Genomic DNA, 17,828 nt, shown 5'->3' with positions numbered 1-17,828 from the left:
ATTTATTCTTAATTCATGAAATATCTAATTCCTATAAAGCTTCTAATGCCTTGATTCGGACCGTAGATATAAGTAGGATCAAATGTAAGTGCGTATGGGTTGTCAGGAGTTGCTATTGCATTACCATTCGTGTCATATTGAACATTAGTATCAAAAGGATCATCTGAACGAGCAATAATAAAAGGATTCCCTTTGTTAGGTGTCCAGTTTAATAAATTTTTGATTCCTAAATAAATTTCTAGATTTTTAATTTTGTTAATGGTACATTGAATGTTTTGAATGCTATAGGTTGGCGAATTTGGTTTTCTTGGATCTGTGTTGTTTAAAATCGGCAATTTCATAGGGCCATATAAATTTCCAGTGTAGTCAAATGATAAAAACCATTTAGGAAAGGCATAAGATATAGACCATGTTCCTGAAAAACGTTCAGTCAATAATTGCCTTGTTTGAATGCCTTTTGAGGTTTTAGATACGTCCATAAAAGTAGCCCCTAAACTTACTTTTAATCCGCTGCCAAGAATTAGATCAAGGTTGCTACTTATTCCTTTTGATTCGGCAAAACCATCTAAATTTTTATAAATAATAGCATTACCATCAGTTTCATAATCTGGTAAAATACTATTGGTAAAATAAGTATACCAAATAGAGTTTTCCCAGCTAATGAAACTCCCGTTTTTTAAATACCATTTGTGTAGTACATTTAAGTTGCCATTATATGATTGTTCAGGTTTTAGGTTTTCAGCGATAATTAGGTTTCTAGCGCCTGTTAAAGCGGAGTGTTCTTCAGTAAAAAGATTTACAATTCTAAAACCAGTTCCTGCATTAAGTCTGGCTACTGTATTGTTATTAGGTTTCCATTTGTAGGCAAACCTAGGGGTAAATATGACTCCATGATTTTTATTAAAATCATATCGTGTCCCTAATAATATAGTATGATAATCATTCAGCTTTATCTCGTTTTGTAAAAAAACACTTGAAATCCAGTTTGTGTCTTCTGAAAGCGTAGCAGGCGTGTTGTCCTCATAGAATTGATAACGTGTGGCTAGGCCAAAGAGTAAATTATGTTTTTTGATAACCTTATCCCAAGTTAGTTGCCCAAATCCAATATTTTGTTGTGCTAAATATAATGTTTTTCCATAAGCTGAATTTTGATTATGATTGGTGTAAGAAAAATGTATTTTCATTTTTTCCCTTATAGGGAGTTCGTATAAACCTAGTATTTCATAGCGTTTGGTATAAATACTTTCGCCATATACTTGATTGCCTCCTCTAAATGACTTATTCCACTGTGTTTCACCTCCCCATCTGTCTTCATAAAAATATCGACCCGCAAGGGAAAGCATTTTTTTTGAATTTCTTTCAAAATTCCATTTTTGAAAAACGGAAATGCGATCTTGTAAGGTAACATCAGTGAAGTGATCTTTATTGTTATCTATTGGATTGGAGTAATTAAAATAATTAATTCCAGTTAGTACGGAAGTTTTTTTAAGGTTGAATTTAAATCCAAAATCTAAATTTGCTTCCCCCCAACTTGTTGAAAATCCATCTAAAGATATTATAGGTACATTTTTAGGGTTTTTAGTGATGATATTTATTAATCCTCCTATTGCTTCGCTGCCATACAATGAAGAGGCGGGACCTTTTATAATTTCTATACGTTCTATTAATGAATTAGGAATTCCAGAAAGCCCATAGACTGTGGATAGACCACTTACAATAGGCATTCCGTCTATTAATACGAATGTGTAAGGACCTTCTAAACCATTGATATGAATGTCTCCTGTATTACAAATGCTACAGTTGAGTTGAGGCCGAACACCGTTAATGTTTTGCAATCCTTCAAAAATATTAGAAACGGGATTTTTTTTAAAAAAAGAAGGTTTAAATACTTCAACAGGCACCGCACTATCTAATCGGCTTACGGGTTTTAAAGTGCCTGTAATAACCACTTCTTCTAAGTCATTTTGTTTTTCTTTAGTAGGAATAAGATTTATAGTTAAGACAATGGGAATGTTGTTGGTTATACGGATGTTTTTCTTGAATTCTTGAAAGCCGTTTTCGTTAATTTCTATGTCATAATTTCCAATTTCTAAAGCGGTTGATTTAAAATAACCATGGGTGTCTGTTTGTGTAATTTGTTTTTTATTTATTAGAATTTGTATAGAAGATAAGGCTATATTTTCTGTACGCACAATACCTTCTATGTAGGCTTGAGAGAAGCTTGTTAGGGAGTAAAAATAAAATATTAATAAGTGTATAAATTTCATTTTTTAAATTTTTAAAATAATTTTTAGTCAAATCTAAAAATTTTATTATTTCAAAACAAAATTTATAATTATATTTGTGTAAAATAAATGCAAATGACTCATTCTGAAGAGAATTATCTCAAGGTAATATATCATTTAAATGGTGCTTCACACAAAGGAGTTAATACGAATGCTATAGCCTTAATGATAGAAACAAAAGCATCTTCTGTAACGGATATGCTGAAAAAATTAGCTGAAAAAGAATTGGTAGATTATCAAAAATACCAAGGAGTTACTTTAACAGATAAAGGATTGCATACCGCTAAGATGATTATTAGAAAACACCGTCTTTGGGAGGTTTTTTTAGTAAATAAGTTGGGGTTTGCTTGGGATGAGGTACACGATTTAGCGGAAGAATTAGAACATATAAAATCCGAAAAGCTTACTGATAAATTAGATGAATTTTTAGATTTTCCTGCTTTTGATCCCCATGGAGATCCGATACCTAACAAAAATGGCGAAATTAAATGGATTCATGAATTACTCCTTAGTGAAGCGGAGTTAGAAACCGCTTATCTTTTTGTTGGGGTTAAAAATTCATCAACAGAATTTTTACAATACTTAGATAAACAAAATATAGGATTAGGTTCTACGATTAAGATAATAAGTAAAGAAGAATTTGACGCATCGCTTCATATCAAAATAGAGGATCGAAATTTAATGATTTCAAATAAAATTGCAGAAAATTTATTCATTAAACCCAAACAATTATGAGTAAATCATTAGAAGAAGTACACGAAAGTGTATCCACACAAAATAAGACATCATGGTTTAAACGAACCTTGGCTTTTTTAGGACCTGCTTATTTAATTAGCGTTGGTTATATGGATCCTGGTAACTGGGCCACTGATTTAGCAGGAGGAAGCCAGTTTGGATATAGTTTGTTATGGGTTTTATTAATGAGTAATTTAATGGCTTTGTTATTACAAAGTCTTAGTGCCAGATTAGGTATTGTAACGCAGCGTGATCTAGCACAAGCCTCTCGTGAAACTTATTCGCCTCTTGTAAACCTATTTTTGTATATACTAGCAGAAATAGCCATAGCTGCTTGTGATTTAGCAGAAGTTCTGGGAATGGCAATTGGTATTAATTTACTGTTCGGAATTCCTTTGTTACAAGGTGTTATGATTACGGTTTTAGACACTTTTTTATTGCTTTTTTTAATAAATAAAGGAATCCGAAAAATGGAAGCTTTTGTAGTAACATTGGTTGCTATTATTGGTTCTTGTTTTGTTTTTGAAATGGTATTTGCTCAACCTGAAATTGCCAAAGTAGCTAGTGGATTAATACCGTCTATTCCTGATCAGACGGCCTTGTATATAGCTATTGGAATTATAGGAGCTACTGTTATGCCTCATAATTTATATCTTCATTCTTCTTTGGTGCAAACCCGTAAATTCGAAAGGAGTAGAGCCGGAATCAAACAGGCTATTCGATATAATATTATAGATTCAACCATTGCATTAAACTTAGCTTTTTTTGTTAATGCAGCTATACTGATTTTGGCAGCAGCAGCATTTTATAAAAATGGACTTTATGAAGTAGCAGAAATACAAGATGCGTATCAATTATTAACTCCTATGCTAGGTACCAAATGGGCTGCTTCGTTATTTGCTATTGCTTTAATAGCTGCTGGACAAAGTTCAACGATTACAGGTACATTGGCTGGACAAATTGTTATGGAAGGCTATCTAAATCTACGCATTCAACCATGGGTACGACGTATCTTAACCCGATTGATTGCTATCGTGCCTGCTGTAATTGTCATTACGCTATTGGGCGAAGAAGTAACGGGTAAAATGCTTATTTTTAGTCAGGTTATTTTGAGTATGCAATTGGGATTTGCTATTATTCCTTTAATTCATTTTGTGAGTGATCCGGAGAAAATGAATGGTTTTCAAATAAATAAATTAACACAAGTTGTGGCGTGGATCATTGCTCTGATTATAGTAGGACTAAACGCTAAATTGGTTTTTGGAGAAATACAAAATATACTTCAAACGTATAATTATGCGATCAGTTTATGGTTAACAATAGTGCCTATTAGTATAGGTTTTGGTTTGTTGCTCTTATATATTATATTCAAACCGTTACTAAAGCCTACGTTTAATGAACACAAACATACTACTCATCAAAATATTAGAATAGAAATCAATCCTAATCACTCAATTTGTAGAAAAAACATTGCTGTTGCATTGGATTTTTCAACTGCAGATGCGTTAGCTGTAAATCATGCTATTGAGTTAGGTGGAAAGGATGCTGATTATACATTAATACATATTGTGGAAAGCGTAGGAGCTATTTTTTATGGTCAACACATAAAGGATCAAGAAACAAAGATTGATAAAAAAATATTAAACGGATATCGTGATAATTTAGTACTGTTAGGGTATAAGGTAGAATGCCAACTCGGGTTTGGTAACCCTACAAAAGCTATAGCCGATATTATTAATACAAATAAATTTGATATTTTAGTAATGGGAACGCATGGGCATACGGGATACAAAGACATACTCTTTGGTACAACAGTTGATAAATTAAGACATGCAATATCAATTCCGTTATACATTGTTAAGAAAGAAGAAAATAGTATATGAAAAACACCTTAAATCTATTGTTGTTTACTATCATTTTGATTAGTTGTAGTAGTAATCGTTCGATTTCTCAAATAGATCAGAAATTAGATCATACAAATGGGAAAGAAATTGTATTACAAAAAGTTCTAAATGACTCAAGATGCCCAGAAGGAGTACAATGTATTTGGGAAGGAGAAGTAGTAATACAGGTAGCTTGTTATGAAAATGGGAAAATTAGAGAGGAAAAACAATTTACGTTAAGATCAAACAACCAAGAAGAAATTCTAGAATGGTTTCGTTTGCATTTGCCTAAGTCAGAAAAGACTTTGCAAACAGTACGTGTTTTACCTCTTAAAAAGAGAAAAGAAAAACAAATTCTTCCAATTGAATATAGTATCGTATTAGGGTATTAGTGACAATTACAGTCATTACTACAAGAATTCTTTGGTTTTTTTTTACCAAAGAATTTTTTGTACAAATAGGCTATCGCTAAAATCAGAAGCAAAAAGGCAACTATTTCTTGTATCATATTCTAAATTTTAAAAAAATGTTTTAACTAAAAACTTTAAATGTTCGTTGAATAATTTTTATAACCAATCTTTAATTTTTAGCTTAAGACTTGATAAGCAATAAAAGCCACTAAATAGGCAAATCCAGACATAAAGACCAGCTGTATTGCAGGCCATTTCCAACCATTTGTTTCCTTTTTGGTAATAGCTAATGTACTTATACATTGCATAGCAAAGGCGTAAAATAATAATAATGAAACCCCAGTAGCGGTATTGAATAATTTTTCACCTGTATTAGGGTTTATTTCCTCTGCCAAACGATTTTTAACGGTTGCTTCTTGATCTTCGGAGTCTTCTATACTATAAATAGTAGCTAGAGTACCTACAAACACCTCACGTGCGGCAAATGAAGAAATAATGGCAATTCCAATTTTCCAATCATAACCTAGTGGTTTGATTATAGGTTCTATTCCTTTGCCTATTTTGCCGATATATGAATTTTCAAGTTTATAGGAAGCAATTTGATCTTCTAGATCCTCTGTAGATTGAGATTGTTCTGTTATAATTTTTTCGGCATTTTTAAAGTCTTCTCCAGGACCATAAGAGGCTAAAAACCATAGGATAATAGATAATGCTAAAATAATTTTACCAGCACCTAGTACAAAGGATTTTGTTTTTTCAATTACATTAATTGCCACATTTTTAAACATTGGCAATTTATAATTAGGCATTTCAATCACAAAATAGGAATTAGAAGGGATATGTAATGATTTGTGCAAAACCCAAGCAGAAATAAGAGCCATTAAAAATCCTATTAAATACATTGTCATTAGAGCAAATCCTTGCATATTAAAAATATACAAAATACGTTGGTTTGGTACTATAATAGAAATAATGATAGCATATACAGGCAAACGTGCCGAGCAGGTTGTAAATGGGGTTACTAATATAGATATTAAACGTTCTTTCCAGTTTTCAATATTTCTTGTGGCCATAATAGCTGGAATAGCACAAGCAGTACCAGAAATGAGAGGGACTACACTTTTTCCAGAAAGTCCAAATCGACGCATTAGTTTATCCATAATAAAGACCACTCGACTCATATAACCACTTTCCTCTAGAATAGAAATAAACATAAAAAGAAAGGCTATTTGTGGTATGAAAATAATAATACCTCCTATTCCAGGTATAATACCCTGTGTAATTAAATCTGTTAAAACCCCAGCAGGCATTCTAGAGGCTACCCAACTAGCTAAAGAAGTAAAAGTATGATCTATAAAATCCATGGGAATACTTGCCCAATCAAAAATAGATTGAAAAATAAGCATCAGGATAAAGAAGAAAATAAAATATCCCCATACTTTATGTAGTAATATACGATCTAATCGACTGCGTAAATCTCTAGCTTGATTACGATCGATTTTTTGACCTATTTTGAGGGTTTGATTGATGAATTGATAGCGTTTAATGGTTTCCTTATGTTGAAGACGCTTTAATTGATCTTTTGATTTCGTGAATGAAGGATCAGGTAGTTCTTTGCGGTCTAAATGAACAAAGTTTATGTCTTGGGTAATAACTAACCATAATTTGTACAATAGTTGGTTCGGAAATGCTTTTTGTAAATCATTAAAATATTCTAGATCAATTTCGGAAGCGTTCAAACAAGGTTCTGTAGATACGTTTTTATAATTAATAATTAGATCTTTTAGGGTTTCTATACCTTCTCCTTTGCGTGAACTTACTAAAGCAATTTTGGTTTTGAGCGTTTTTTCTAAGTAAGGAATATCTAATGAAATGCCTTTATAAGACATTCGATCCGCCATGTTAACAACTAAGATGGTTGGAATTTCTAAATCTTTAATTTGGGTAAATAGTAATAAATTTCGCTTTAAGTTTTCAACATCTGTAACAACTATAGCCACATCTGGATAATCTTTGTCGTTTTTGTTTAAAAGAAGTTCAATTACCACATTTTCGTCTAATGAACTTGCATTTAGACTATAGGTTCCAGGTAAATCAAGTATGGTGGCTTTTAGATTAGAAGCTAGTTTACAGACTCCAATTTTTTTTTCAACGGTAATTCCAGGATAATTACCGACTTGTTGATTTAATCCTGTTAGTTGATTAAATACAGAAGTTTTTCCTACATTGGGATTGCCAATTAAAGCAATGTTAATATTACCAACTTTCATTACTCAATGTCAAAAAGGGTTACTTGAATAGCATCAGCTGTTTCTTTTCGAATAGCTAAATGTGCGTCATTTACTAATAAATACAAGGGATCTCCTAAGGGGGCTACTTGTAATAATTGGACTTCATTACCAGGAAGACACCCCATTTCTAATAATTTTAATGGAATACTGTCGATATCAAAATCGTCAATTTTTGCTTTTTGACCTTGCCTTAGTTGGGATAGGTTAATCTTCACTTGTTTATTTAGATTGAATTAATATTGCAAAAGTAGGAAAATATATTCATCAATATGCTACAAAAATGATTTGATAATTATAATTCTTCATTTGTAGCTCTTAAATGTAATACTTTTTTTGAGTATTAAACTCAGATTGTGTATCAGAAATTTATCACAGATAAAAATGGCTTTGAATCTAAAAAGAATTCATTTTTTTAGCCTTAATTGGTTAAAACTATAGCTTAGAGAAAAAATTTTCGTGCATTTTTATCTGTTTTTCCTTTTTCCTTTTCATCACAAAGGTTAACGGATAATCTGGGTTAAAAGTAGAGGGATAGAAAGGTAATTGTTTAATGTTTTTTTTAATTAGTTTAAGGAGTAGGATTATTATTCTTTATACTGTTCCCAAAATAGTATTTAAATGGTTTGGGAACAGTATGTTTTTAAGTATTAAAATAAATGGATTAATATTAGTTGTGTTTTAAAAAAACCAAGTTGCTACAGCAATAGCTGCTAATACACAAATGAAGTCAACCAAAAGCATTGTTCCTAGTGTATAGCGCGTATTTTTGATATTAACAGAACCGAAATATACTGCAATTACATAAAAAGTAGTTTCAGCACTGCATTGAAAAATACAAACCAAACGCCCTGTAAAAGAATCTACTCCTGAAGTTCGCATAGCATCTATCATAAATCCACGTGAACCACCTGAGCTAAAGGGGCGTAATAGGGCTACGGGAAGACCATCCGTAATTTCCTTGCTAATTCCTATTTGTCCAAATAAAAAGCGAATGCTATTACTCACAATCTCAAACAATCCACTATTCCTAAAAAAGGAGATGGCAACCAGCATACCCATAACATACGGAAAGATTTTTACACCAGTATTTAATCCGTTACGAGCTCCTTCAACAAAGGTGTCAAAGATGGTAGTATTGGCTAAAGTAAATCTCTTTTCATGAATGAAAGAAAAAACGAGGGTAAATCCAATAATAGATATTAGCATCAATCCAGATAAATTGCCCGTAAAAGCATTTTTGCCAATCAAGTCCAATGTGTTAATATAAAATAATAACCCAAGGATGGCACCTATTATACCCATTAATACACTTAATAACCCAACGCTTTTAAAATTGATACGCTGACGAATACCCACTATTAATAACGCTGCTATTGTACCTATAAAAGAGGTAATGATACAAGGAAGCATTACGTCAGCAGGATTAGAGGCGTTTTCGGCTGCTCTATAACCAATAATTGAAGTAGGTATTAGGGTAAGACCCGCAGCATGTAAACACATAAACATAATTTGTGCATCACTAGCTTTGTCTTTGTCTGGATTAAGTGTTTGTAAACTTTCCATTGCTTTAAGGCCAAATGGGGTAGCAGCTGAATCTAATCCTAAGAAGTTAGCGGCAAAATTTAAGGTCATATACGATATAGACTCATGGTTTTTAGGAACTGATGGAAATACTTGTGCGAAAAAAGGACTTAATTTTTTAGCTAATTTTTCAGAAGCACCCGAAATAATTAATAATTCCATTAACCCACAAAAGAATGCTAAATACGCAATTAAGGGAAGAATTAAATCTACTAAACTGTTTTTACAAGTAGGAAGTAGCCCATCTGCTTTTTGAAATCCGCTATATAATTTAACCGTTTGATTTTTATATACATAAGTAGTGTCAGCATTTAGTGTATCTTTATTGACAACCATTGTCATTTCAGGAGCTTTTTTGATACTATCTGCTACAAATTTTGGTAGTTGGTTTAAATATTTTTCAGATACTAAGATGGGGTCCTCTTTTTTACCATTTAAAATATAATCAGTACTATAACTTCCTTCATTGAAAAGATTTAGAACAATGAAAAAAATAGATGAAATAAAAATTGCCAACCAAAATCTGCTTAAAACCATAAAAATTTATCTTAAATGGGTAAAATAACGTTATAAAGGGTATAAAAGTAATAAATCAAAAAATATTTTCGGGATAAAGTATAACTTTTCCAATATAAATAGGGGCATCAAAAGTAGTTTTTAATGCTGCTTTTGAGTTTAGAATGGCACGATATCCTACGCCAGCTCCTAATCCCAACCATTTTAATACCTTGTAATTGGTTTGTCCTGATAGTTCATTTACATATAAAGAGAGATTAGTATCACGAACAATATCATCATTTATTTCTCTAACAAAACTAGGTTTTCCAAAACCTATTTGTTCTGTTAGAAAACATTCCCATTTAGGATTTTTGTAAAAGATCCAATCGGTAAAAAGACTTCCATACCACAGACTTACCTTGTTGTCATTAATTGTCTGCGTTTTTTTGTTTACATAGGTAATGTTAACGGGAGATAGAATGAAAGAAGTGCCTAATCCGAATCGGAACTTATTTTTATATTGAACCCCTACTTTTGTGCCCAAAATAGAAATTTGGTTTCCTCTTAAGCTGGAAAAACGATTGTCCATTTGAAAAATAAATCGGTATTTTTTATCTGGATTAGAAATTTGTTCTTGAGCATTAAAAGAATGACCTAACAAAAAAAGAAATACGATATAAAAGGTTTTTTTAAGAAGCATATAGAATAATCAGGATGTTATACAATAAAGATTTCGTCGTCTATTAACAAATCTTCTCCTCGTAATCGGAGAATGATTTGAGCAACTGCTATTACATCTTTTTCACAATAGGTTATAATTCTGTCTATGTTTTGTTCTTGATAATATACTTTAGCTACATCACTCCCTTCTATATCTCCTTTGGGAGAAGGAATACCTAAAACGGTTGTTAATAATTTTAGAGAAGTATAATGTTTGTAATCTCCAAATTTCCATAAATCTAATGTGTCTAAATGAGGGACTTCCCATGGTTTTTTTCCAAAAAGGTTTAGTTTTTTGGGAATAGGAATATTATTAATGATCATTCGTCTGGCTATATAAGGAAAATCAAATTCTTTAGCATTATGTCCGCATAGTAGATGCTGTGTATGACTATAGTGACTGTTTAATAAATTTGAAAAACCATTTAGAATGGATACTTCATCACCCCAAAAACTAGTTACTCTAAATTGACGGATATCTTTTTTAAAAGAAAAATAGCCCACAGAAATACATACAATTTTACCAAATTCAGCCCAAATACCTGCTCGATCATAAAACTCTTCCGCGGTAAATTCATCTTTACGTTGGTATTGAGTTTTGAGCTCATATAGTTCTTGACGTATGGGATCTAAAGAAGAAAAGGTTTCATGTTCAGGTACTGTTTCTATATCTAAAAATAAAATATTTTCAAGTAGGAGTTTGTCTAGCATATTACCCATTTTAACCGTTCCTTACGAAAATAAAGATTTATGATTAAAAAATAAAGAATTTTTAAAATTAAAATAGTATTTGTTGTTTCGAAGAGCTTTCATGATTTAATAACCATTTTTTACGCCATAAGCCGCCTGCATATCCAATAAGAGACCCATCGGTTCCAATTACGCGGTGACAAGGTACTACAATCCAAAGGGGATTTTTGCCATTAGCTGAAGCAGCAGCACGAATGACCTTTGTGTCACCTAGCTTTTTTGCTAAATCTAAATAAGAAATTGTTTTTCCGAAAGGAATTTGAAGTAATTCATTCCAAACTTTTTTTTGAAAATCAGTTCCTTCTGGATTTAATGAAAATGAAAATTCTTTTCTATTACCGTTAAAATACTCTTGTAGTTGATTTACGGCATCTAGGAGTTCTTTTGGAATTGGATCAGATAACTTACCTTCTGTTGCTATTGAAATGCCAGCAATTCCCTCTTCATTTCCTTCTATTTTAACGATACCTAATGGGGAATGAATAAATGCTGTTTTCATAAAAATGGGGTACAAAAGACCTAGTGTTTTTTTTAAACTCGCTAGGTCTTTATAATTTAGATTTAAAATAAGTTTGAAATATATTAAAAACTTAATATATAAGCTTCTATGGCTTTTAATTCTTCTTCAGGAAGATTTTTAGTAATAGCAAAGTTAGCTTTCATTGTATTATACTGACTAGGATCTACTATAGGTTGGCTTTTTTCTTGGAGAAAGTCAACAATGTTTCCGTTTTTTTCTTTGTATAGTTTCGCTATTTCTTTTAGAGAAGGTCCCACTGTTTTTATATCAGGTTTATGACATGTATAACAAACGCCTTTTCCTTCAAAAATTTCTTTGCCTAAATCGACAGGTTTTTGTGTAATGGTTTCTGAGGTAGATTTACCAAAATGCTCTTGACTTTCTTTTTTGCAAGAAAAAATAAATCCGATAAGTGATAATAATAAGAGTTTTTTCATACTGTATTTAAATGTGTCCTCTTTGAACGAACAAAGAATTTTATAAAGTATATAGGATTTTTGTTTTAATTGGAAATTACAAGAAGTTTATTTGTTTAACAAAATAGCAGCTTCTTTAGCAAAATAAGTCGAAATTAAAGTAGCACCTGCACGTTTGATACACATTAATTGCTCTATCATGATTTTATCATGATCTAACCAGCCTCTTTCCGAAGCTGCTTTTATCATAGCATATTCTCCTGAAACATGAAATACTGTAACGGGTACATTTACCGCATTTTTTACTTCACGAACAATGTCTAAGTAGGCAATTCCTGGTTTTACCATAACCATATCAGCTCCTTCTTCTACATCCCAAAGAGCCTCTTTTACAGCTTCTATACGGTTTGCATAATCCATTTGATAGGTTTTTTTATCTTTAGGAACTACAACGTCTGCTTCCTTGGGTGCGCTATCTAAGGCATCACGGAAAGGACCATAAAATGCGGATGCGTATTTAGCGGAATAACTCATGATACCTACATTATGATAACCGGCTGCATCTAATCCTTGACGTAAACGGAATACACGTCCGTCCATCATATCGCTTGGTGCAACAAAATCAGCACCTGCTTCTGCATGTGAAACAGCCATTTTTACCAAGGCATCATTTGTAATATCATTTGCTACATCTCCTTTTTCTATGATTCCATCATGACCGTAGATTGAATACGGGTCTAATGCTACGTCTGGCATGACGATCATATCAGGACATACTTTTTTGATGGCACGAATGGCATTTTGCATTAATCCGTTAGGATTCCAGGCTTCTTTTCCTGTATTGTCTTTTAAATCATCATTTATTTTTACATAAATATTTACAGCTCTGATTCCTAAGGCGTATAATTCTTTAACTTCTTCTATTGTTAGATCCAGTGTACGACGGTAGATACCTGGCATAGAAGGAACTTCTATTATAGTCTTTTCTCCTTCCATTATGAACATAGGGAACATGAAATCAGATGGACTTAAGCTGGTTTCTCTCACGATATTTCGTATTGTTTCGTTCACTCTTAATCTTCTACCTCTGTGTATAGGGAACATATCTTCTTGTTTTTTTAGTTATATACCGAATTTATTTTCTATTTTCTCAAATACTTTTTTAACACTTTTAGCTTCATTAAAGCGATAACCAATAAAAAGTACAGCATTAAATTTTGAGTTCATTATATCAGCTGCTACTTTACTATCATATTGGTAATTTTTGTAATTGACTCGAATTCCTGAGAAGAAATTTTCTTGATTATAACCTAATGAAAAGTTTAAATCTAAATTGTAATTCCATTTGATTTTATTGTCAAAAACAACAGATTCCTTGTTATTTGTATAATAATTTTTAGAATCATGAAATCCAATACCTGGATGTAAACCTCCAGTAGCAAACCATGTTTTGTTAATCACGTAATTATACATATAACCCAATTGAAGAATGAAATCTACAGACTTTATCCGTTCTAAGTTTTGTTCAAAAGAATTAGGATTATTAGTATATAAATTGTTAATAAAATAAGTGAGTGAAGGCATGAAACTACCAGCACTTTTTATTTGTCTTTCTGTTTGTGATTCGTAGGCTCTATATGAAAAATTCTTATTAGTTATATAAAAAGTTTTGCCTCCAATGGTATTGATTTCTAAATCGTCAAAGACCTCAATTGGGTTTTGATCATCTGGATTTCTTAAAGTAAATCCTTTTACTTTTTTATAAGTAACTTCTTGTCTTAAACGATCAGAATAGAAAAATTTAAAACTTAAATCTAATGTTTTTGTATTAGCTCTCTGATTATTCAATTCGGGTATGAAATCAGGTGAAAATGAATAACTAATCCCTAAAAATTTATAATCAAATGAAAAACGAAGTTTTAATTTTTCATCAGGAGAAAAAATGCTTTTTTTGTTATCTGTATAATTTAATTTAGGGATATAAAAATTATCTACTTCTGAATTAATATCTACTTTAAAGATCATTTTGTCAAAATAATTCAAACGATAATCTAGATTGTATTTATGCCATAAGGCATGTCTAATTTCTCCCTCTTTTTCTTGAGCAAGAGAAACAGGGTAGTATATTAATATTAAAACTTTTAGCCAATTACGCATACTATTTCAACCATTCTAATGGTTTTGATAAGGTTTTTATCAATTTTTCCTCTTCGCTATTTTCTTCTGGATGATGATCATATACCCATTGTACATGGGGAGGTAAACTCATTAAAATACTTTCAATTCTACCATTTGTTTTTAATCCAAATAAAGTACCTTTATCATGAACTAGGTTGAACTCTACATAACGTCCTCTACGGATTTCTTGCCATGTACGGTTAGCGTCTGTATAAGGTAAATCTTTTCTTTTTTGTACAATTGGCAAATACGCATCTAAAAAACTGTTTCCGACTTCTGTAACAAAGTTGTACCAATTTTCCATAGACATAGTGTCAGTTGTTTTTAAATAATCAAAAAACAAACCACCTATACCACGCGCCTCATTTCGGTGGCTATTCCAAAAGTATTCGTCGCATTTCTTTTTATAATTAGGGTAAAATTCTGGATTGTGTTTATCACAAGCTGTTTTACATATTTTGTGGAAATGAATGGCGTCTTCTTCAAACAAGTAGTAAGGCGTTAAGTCTTGTCCACCACCAAACCATTGATTGATAATAGTTCCGTTATCATCGTACATTTCAAAATAACGCCAATTGGCATGAACTGTTGGAACCATTGGGTTTTTAGGATGGATTACTAAACTTAGTCCACAGGCAAAAAAATCAGCTTCTCCAACACCAAACATTTTTTGCATGGTATCAGGTAATTTTCCATGGACAGCAGAAATATTAACGCCTCCTTTTTCAAAAAAAGCTCCGTTTTCAATTACGCGAGTACGACCCCCACCGCCTTCGGGTCTATCCCATAAGTCTTGACGGAATTTAGCTTTTCCGTCTATATCTTCTAAACCTTTACAAATTTGATCTTGTAGATTTTGTATATATGTATAGAATTTATTTTTCATTGATTGTTTTTTTAGATATCGGATTATCTATATTTATTTGTATTTAAGTTACTAGTTCTTTATTATTTTTTGCCCAGTTTATAACAAATCATAACGCCTCCTCTATAAGGTAACCATTCGCCACTTTTGTTAAAATTATCTGCTGTTTCGTACCGTTCTCCTGTTTCTAAATAATAACCTTTGTAAAATCCTTGTTGAGAACCGCCTCCCATGAAAAGATCTATCGAGAAAGATTCGTTTATAGGAACTTTAAACCCAACAGTCATTCCAAATAATAAGCTATAACCTTCTTGATACCTACCTGAATTGAGGTAATTCCATTTTTGCATTTTATAACTAGAACCGCCAACGTGACCTCCTAAATAAAATCCTTTTTCAAGTGTATTGAAATGATATCTTACTTCTGGAATTAAGATCACAAATTTTTGAGGAGCATTATTAACAGATTCCCATAATGAGGCCATAAGGTCTGCTTGAAATGTTAATTTTTTTCCTATTGTTGTTTCTACTCCTACTTGTGGTATTCCTAGAATGGTGGTTATATTTCCTTTAACAGAAGTTTGGGAATAGGTATTGATGACAAAAAAGTATATAAAATATTTTATATACTTTTTTAATCCTTTATCTATTTTATTAGATAGTCTTTGCATATTTTTTTATTTGGTTTTGCACGATATTATAGTATACATATATACTGCAAAAATTCTAAATGGATTATATGGTTTTCAAAAGTAAACTAAATATTGTTTATTTATCAATAAAAACGGTAAAGCAATATAATTTTATAACTAAAAAATCTAATCATTTTTATAGTATGTCCCATTTTATAAGAAAGGGATAATTATAAAAACCTTGTCATAACAAGGGGTGATTAAGGTATAATACTTTATTAGTTTTTATTTAATTCTATATGATTTACTTTTGATATTCTTTTACAGCCTCTATGAATGCTTTTGCATGATCCACAGGGATATTAGGTAAAATACCGTGACCTAAGTTTACAATATATTTGTCTTTTCCAAACTCGTCAATCATTTCATGTACCATTTTTTTGATAGTAGGTATTGGTGACAATAGGCGAGAAGGGTCAAAATTTCCTTGTAGAGTAATGTTCCCTCCTGTTAAATAACGCGCATTTTTGGGAGAGCACGTCCAGTCTACTCCTAAAGCAGATGCTTTTGATTGGGACATTTCATTTAATGCAAACCAACATCCTTTTCCAAAAACAATTACTTCTGTTATAGGAGCTAATGCTTCTACAATTTGGTTGATATACTTCCACGAGAACTCTTGGTAATCCGTTGGTGATAGCATTCCCCCCCAAGAATCAAAAATTTGAATGGCATTACAGCCGTTAGCTACTTTTTCTTTTAGATACAAAATAGTGGTATCGGTAATTTTTTGTAATAATGCGTGTGCTGCTTCAGGTTGTGAAAAACAAAATCCTTTGGCCGTGTCATAACTTTTAGAACCTTTTCCTTCTACTGTATAACAAAAAATAGTCCAAGGAGATCCTGCAAAGCCTATTAATGGTACTTCATTGTTTAACATTTCTTTTGTTAATTTGATAGCATCCATTACATAACCTAAGGATTCATTAATTTCAGGAACGTATACTTGATTTACTTGTTCTATTGAACGAATTGGATTAGGAATTATGGGTCCAATATTGTCCTTTAATTCTACATGAATTCCCATTGCTCTTGGAACGACTAGAATGTCAGAAAATAAAATGGCTGCATCAGGTTTTACGATTCGAATGGGTTGCACTGTTATTTCTGCAGCTAATTCTGGCGTTTCACAACGTGTGAAAAAATCATATTTATCTCGTAACGCTCTGAATTCTGGTAAATATCTTCCTGCTTGACGCATCATCCATACAGGTGGGCGTTCAACAGTTTCTCCTTTTAATGCTCTTAAGAATAAATCGTTTTTCAACATACTTTTGTATTTATACCCGTTAGGTGTTTAAAACCTGTTAGGTGTTTTATAATAATTTAAACATTTAATAATTACATTTTCAACTGAGGGCTGATCAGCAATTACGATTTTTTTTGTTATATTTTCTAATGCTTTTGCGGTGGTGTTACCAATACAAAAACAAACTTCATTTGTAATTTTATTTTTTTTTAAATAGCTTTCTACTCCTGATGGACTGTAAAATAAGATGCTGTCTACCGTGATGTTGTTTAGTTTGGATGCTATAACGGTTTTATATACTTCTATTTCATTGAAAGCTATCCCGAATTCTTTTAATTTTTTAGGCAATACATCTCGTCTTAAATTTCCACTGAAAAAGGTATAACTTAAATGATGATAATTCAACGAAATAATTTCGGCTAATTCTTCCGCATAATTTGTGTGTTTTTCGACAATAAATCCTTTTTTTTCCAATAATGTTTTTGTTTTTATTCCTACACAAAAAATCTTTTTACTCTTAAAAAAATTAATATCTTCGGAATTTAAAACGGCAAGAACGGCATTTTGACTCGTGAAAATAAGAGCATCTGCTACTTTTTTAATAACTACTTTTTTTGTTTTAATTTTAATAAAATCCCTTTCAATAACTGCTAAGTTGTCATTTAGCAATAATTTTTTTTGATTAAGAAGTAGTTTTTTTGTGGATAACACTCGCACTATTTTCATTTTTATGTGAAAAAGGGATTTATAAAAAA

17 protein-coding genes are annotated in these 17,828 nt (G+C 31.6%); 3 read left to right on the top strand and 14 right to left on the bottom strand.

Features of this window, described 5'->3' with window-relative positions; translation table 11 throughout:
- Nucleotides 1-8 precede the first annotated feature (8 nt).
- Nucleotides 9-2,267, bottom strand: a complete 2,259-nt coding sequence (locus HUE53_RS06820; protein WP_014165950.1) for a TonB-dependent receptor — start codon at nt 2,265-2,267, stop codon at nt 9-11.
- Nucleotides 2,268-2,360: 93 nt separating this feature from the next.
- Between HUE53_RS06820 and HUE53_RS06815 the strand changes: the two genes are divergently transcribed.
- From HUE53_RS06815 to HUE53_RS06805, 3 genes are read left to right on the top strand one after another with little or no spacing between them, the layout of a single operon-like run.
- Nucleotides 2,361-3,020, top strand: a complete 660-nt coding sequence (locus tag HUE53_RS06815; RefSeq protein WP_041253468.1) for a metal-dependent transcriptional regulator — start codon at nt 2,361-2,363, stop codon at nt 3,018-3,020.
- Nucleotides 3,017-4,903, top strand: a complete 1,887-nt coding sequence (locus tag HUE53_RS06810) for an Nramp family divalent metal transporter (RefSeq protein WP_065212890.1) — start codon at nt 3,017-3,019, stop codon at nt 4,901-4,903. Before HUE53_RS06815 ends, HUE53_RS06810 begins: the two co-directional genes overlap by 4 nt.
- Nucleotides 4,900-5,295 (top strand): hypothetical protein, encoded by a 396-nt coding sequence (locus tag HUE53_RS06805; protein ID WP_014165953.1) that lies wholly within the window; start codon nt 4,900-4,902, stop codon nt 5,293-5,295. Before HUE53_RS06810 ends, HUE53_RS06805 begins: the two co-directional genes overlap by 4 nt.
- Nucleotides 5,296-5,489: 194 nt before the next feature.
- Here HUE53_RS06805 and feoB read toward each other — a convergent pair whose 3' ends face one another.
- From feoB to HUE53_RS06740, 13 genes are all read right to left on the bottom strand, one after another.
- On the bottom strand, nt 5,490-7,583 hold the full coding sequence (gene feoB, locus HUE53_RS06800) for a ferrous iron transport protein B (RefSeq protein WP_065212892.1): 2,094 nt from the start codon (nt 7,581-7,583) through the stop codon (nt 5,490-5,492).
- Nucleotides 7,583-7,819, bottom strand: a complete 237-nt coding sequence (locus HUE53_RS06795; protein ID WP_014165955.1) for a FeoA family protein — start codon at nt 7,817-7,819, stop codon at nt 7,583-7,585. The genes feoB and HUE53_RS06795 overlap by 1 nt, the downstream gene beginning before the upstream one ends.
- Before the next feature lie 463 nt (nt 7,820-8,282).
- A complete protein-coding gene (locus HUE53_RS06790; protein ID WP_014165956.1) occupies nt 8,283-9,722 on the bottom strand; it encodes a nucleoside recognition domain-containing protein in 1,440 nt (479 codons plus the stop codon).
- 55 nt (nt 9,723-9,777) lie between these two features.
- Nucleotides 9,778-10,383: a hypothetical protein gene (locus HUE53_RS06785; RefSeq protein ID WP_014165957.1), complete on the bottom strand. Its 606-nt coding sequence runs from the start codon at nt 10,381-10,383 to the stop codon at nt 9,778-9,780.
- A 17-nt stretch (nt 10,384-10,400) separates the two neighbouring features.
- Entirely contained in the window at nt 10,401-11,114 is a 714-nt protein-coding gene (locus HUE53_RS06780) for a 3'-5' exonuclease (RefSeq protein WP_014165958.1), read from the bottom strand.
- Nucleotides 11,115-11,181: 67 nt separating this feature from the next.
- On the bottom strand, nt 11,182-11,652 hold the full coding sequence (locus HUE53_RS06775) for a methylated-DNA--[protein]-cysteine S-methyltransferase (protein ID WP_014165959.1): 471 nt from the start codon (nt 11,650-11,652) through the stop codon (nt 11,182-11,184).
- 83 nt (nt 11,653-11,735) lie between these two features.
- Complete coding sequence (locus HUE53_RS06770) at nt 11,736-12,110, bottom strand: c-type cytochrome (protein ID WP_065212893.1); 375 nt, start codon at nt 12,108-12,110, stop codon at nt 11,736-11,738.
- A gap of 87 nt (nt 12,111-12,197) precedes the next feature.
- Nucleotides 12,198-13,193, bottom strand: a complete 996-nt coding sequence (gene hemB / locus HUE53_RS06765; RefSeq protein WP_014165961.1) for a porphobilinogen synthase — start codon at nt 13,191-13,193, stop codon at nt 12,198-12,200.
- Nucleotides 13,194-13,211: 18 nt separating this feature from the next.
- Complete coding sequence (locus tag HUE53_RS06760) at nt 13,212-14,246, bottom strand: DUF4421 family protein (protein ID WP_014165962.1); 1,035 nt, start codon at nt 14,244-14,246, stop codon at nt 13,212-13,214.
- A 1-nt stretch (nt 14,247) separates the two neighbouring features.
- Nucleotides 14,248-15,153 carry an oxygen-dependent coproporphyrinogen oxidase gene (hemF, locus tag HUE53_RS06755; protein WP_192188814.1) on the bottom strand — a complete coding sequence of 302 codons (906 nt, stop codon included), beginning with the start codon at nt 15,151-15,153 and terminating at the stop codon, nt 14,248-14,250.
- Nucleotides 15,154-15,215: 62 nt separating this feature from the next.
- Entirely contained in the window at nt 15,216-15,803 is a 588-nt protein-coding gene (locus tag HUE53_RS06750; RefSeq protein ID WP_014165964.1) for a DUF3575 domain-containing protein, read from the bottom strand.
- Between the two features lie 265 nt (nt 15,804-16,068).
- Nucleotides 16,069-17,094 (bottom strand): uroporphyrinogen decarboxylase, encoded by a 1,026-nt coding sequence (gene hemE / locus HUE53_RS06745; RefSeq protein WP_014165965.1) that lies wholly within the window; start codon nt 17,092-17,094, stop codon nt 16,069-16,071.
- Nucleotides 17,095-17,121: 27 nt separating this feature from the next.
- Nucleotides 17,122-17,799 (bottom strand): uroporphyrinogen-III synthase, encoded by a 678-nt coding sequence (locus tag HUE53_RS06740; protein WP_014165966.1) that lies wholly within the window; start codon nt 17,797-17,799, stop codon nt 17,122-17,124.
- Nucleotides 17,800-17,828: the final 29 nt, after the last annotated feature.

Source organism: Flavobacterium columnare (assembly GCF_014844295.1).
Classification (GTDB): domain Bacteria; phylum Bacteroidota; class Bacteroidia; order Flavobacteriales; family Flavobacteriaceae; genus Flavobacterium; species Flavobacterium columnare.
The sequence above is the reverse complement of the archived record's forward strand: the minus strand, read 5'-3'. Positions and strand labels throughout refer to the sequence as shown.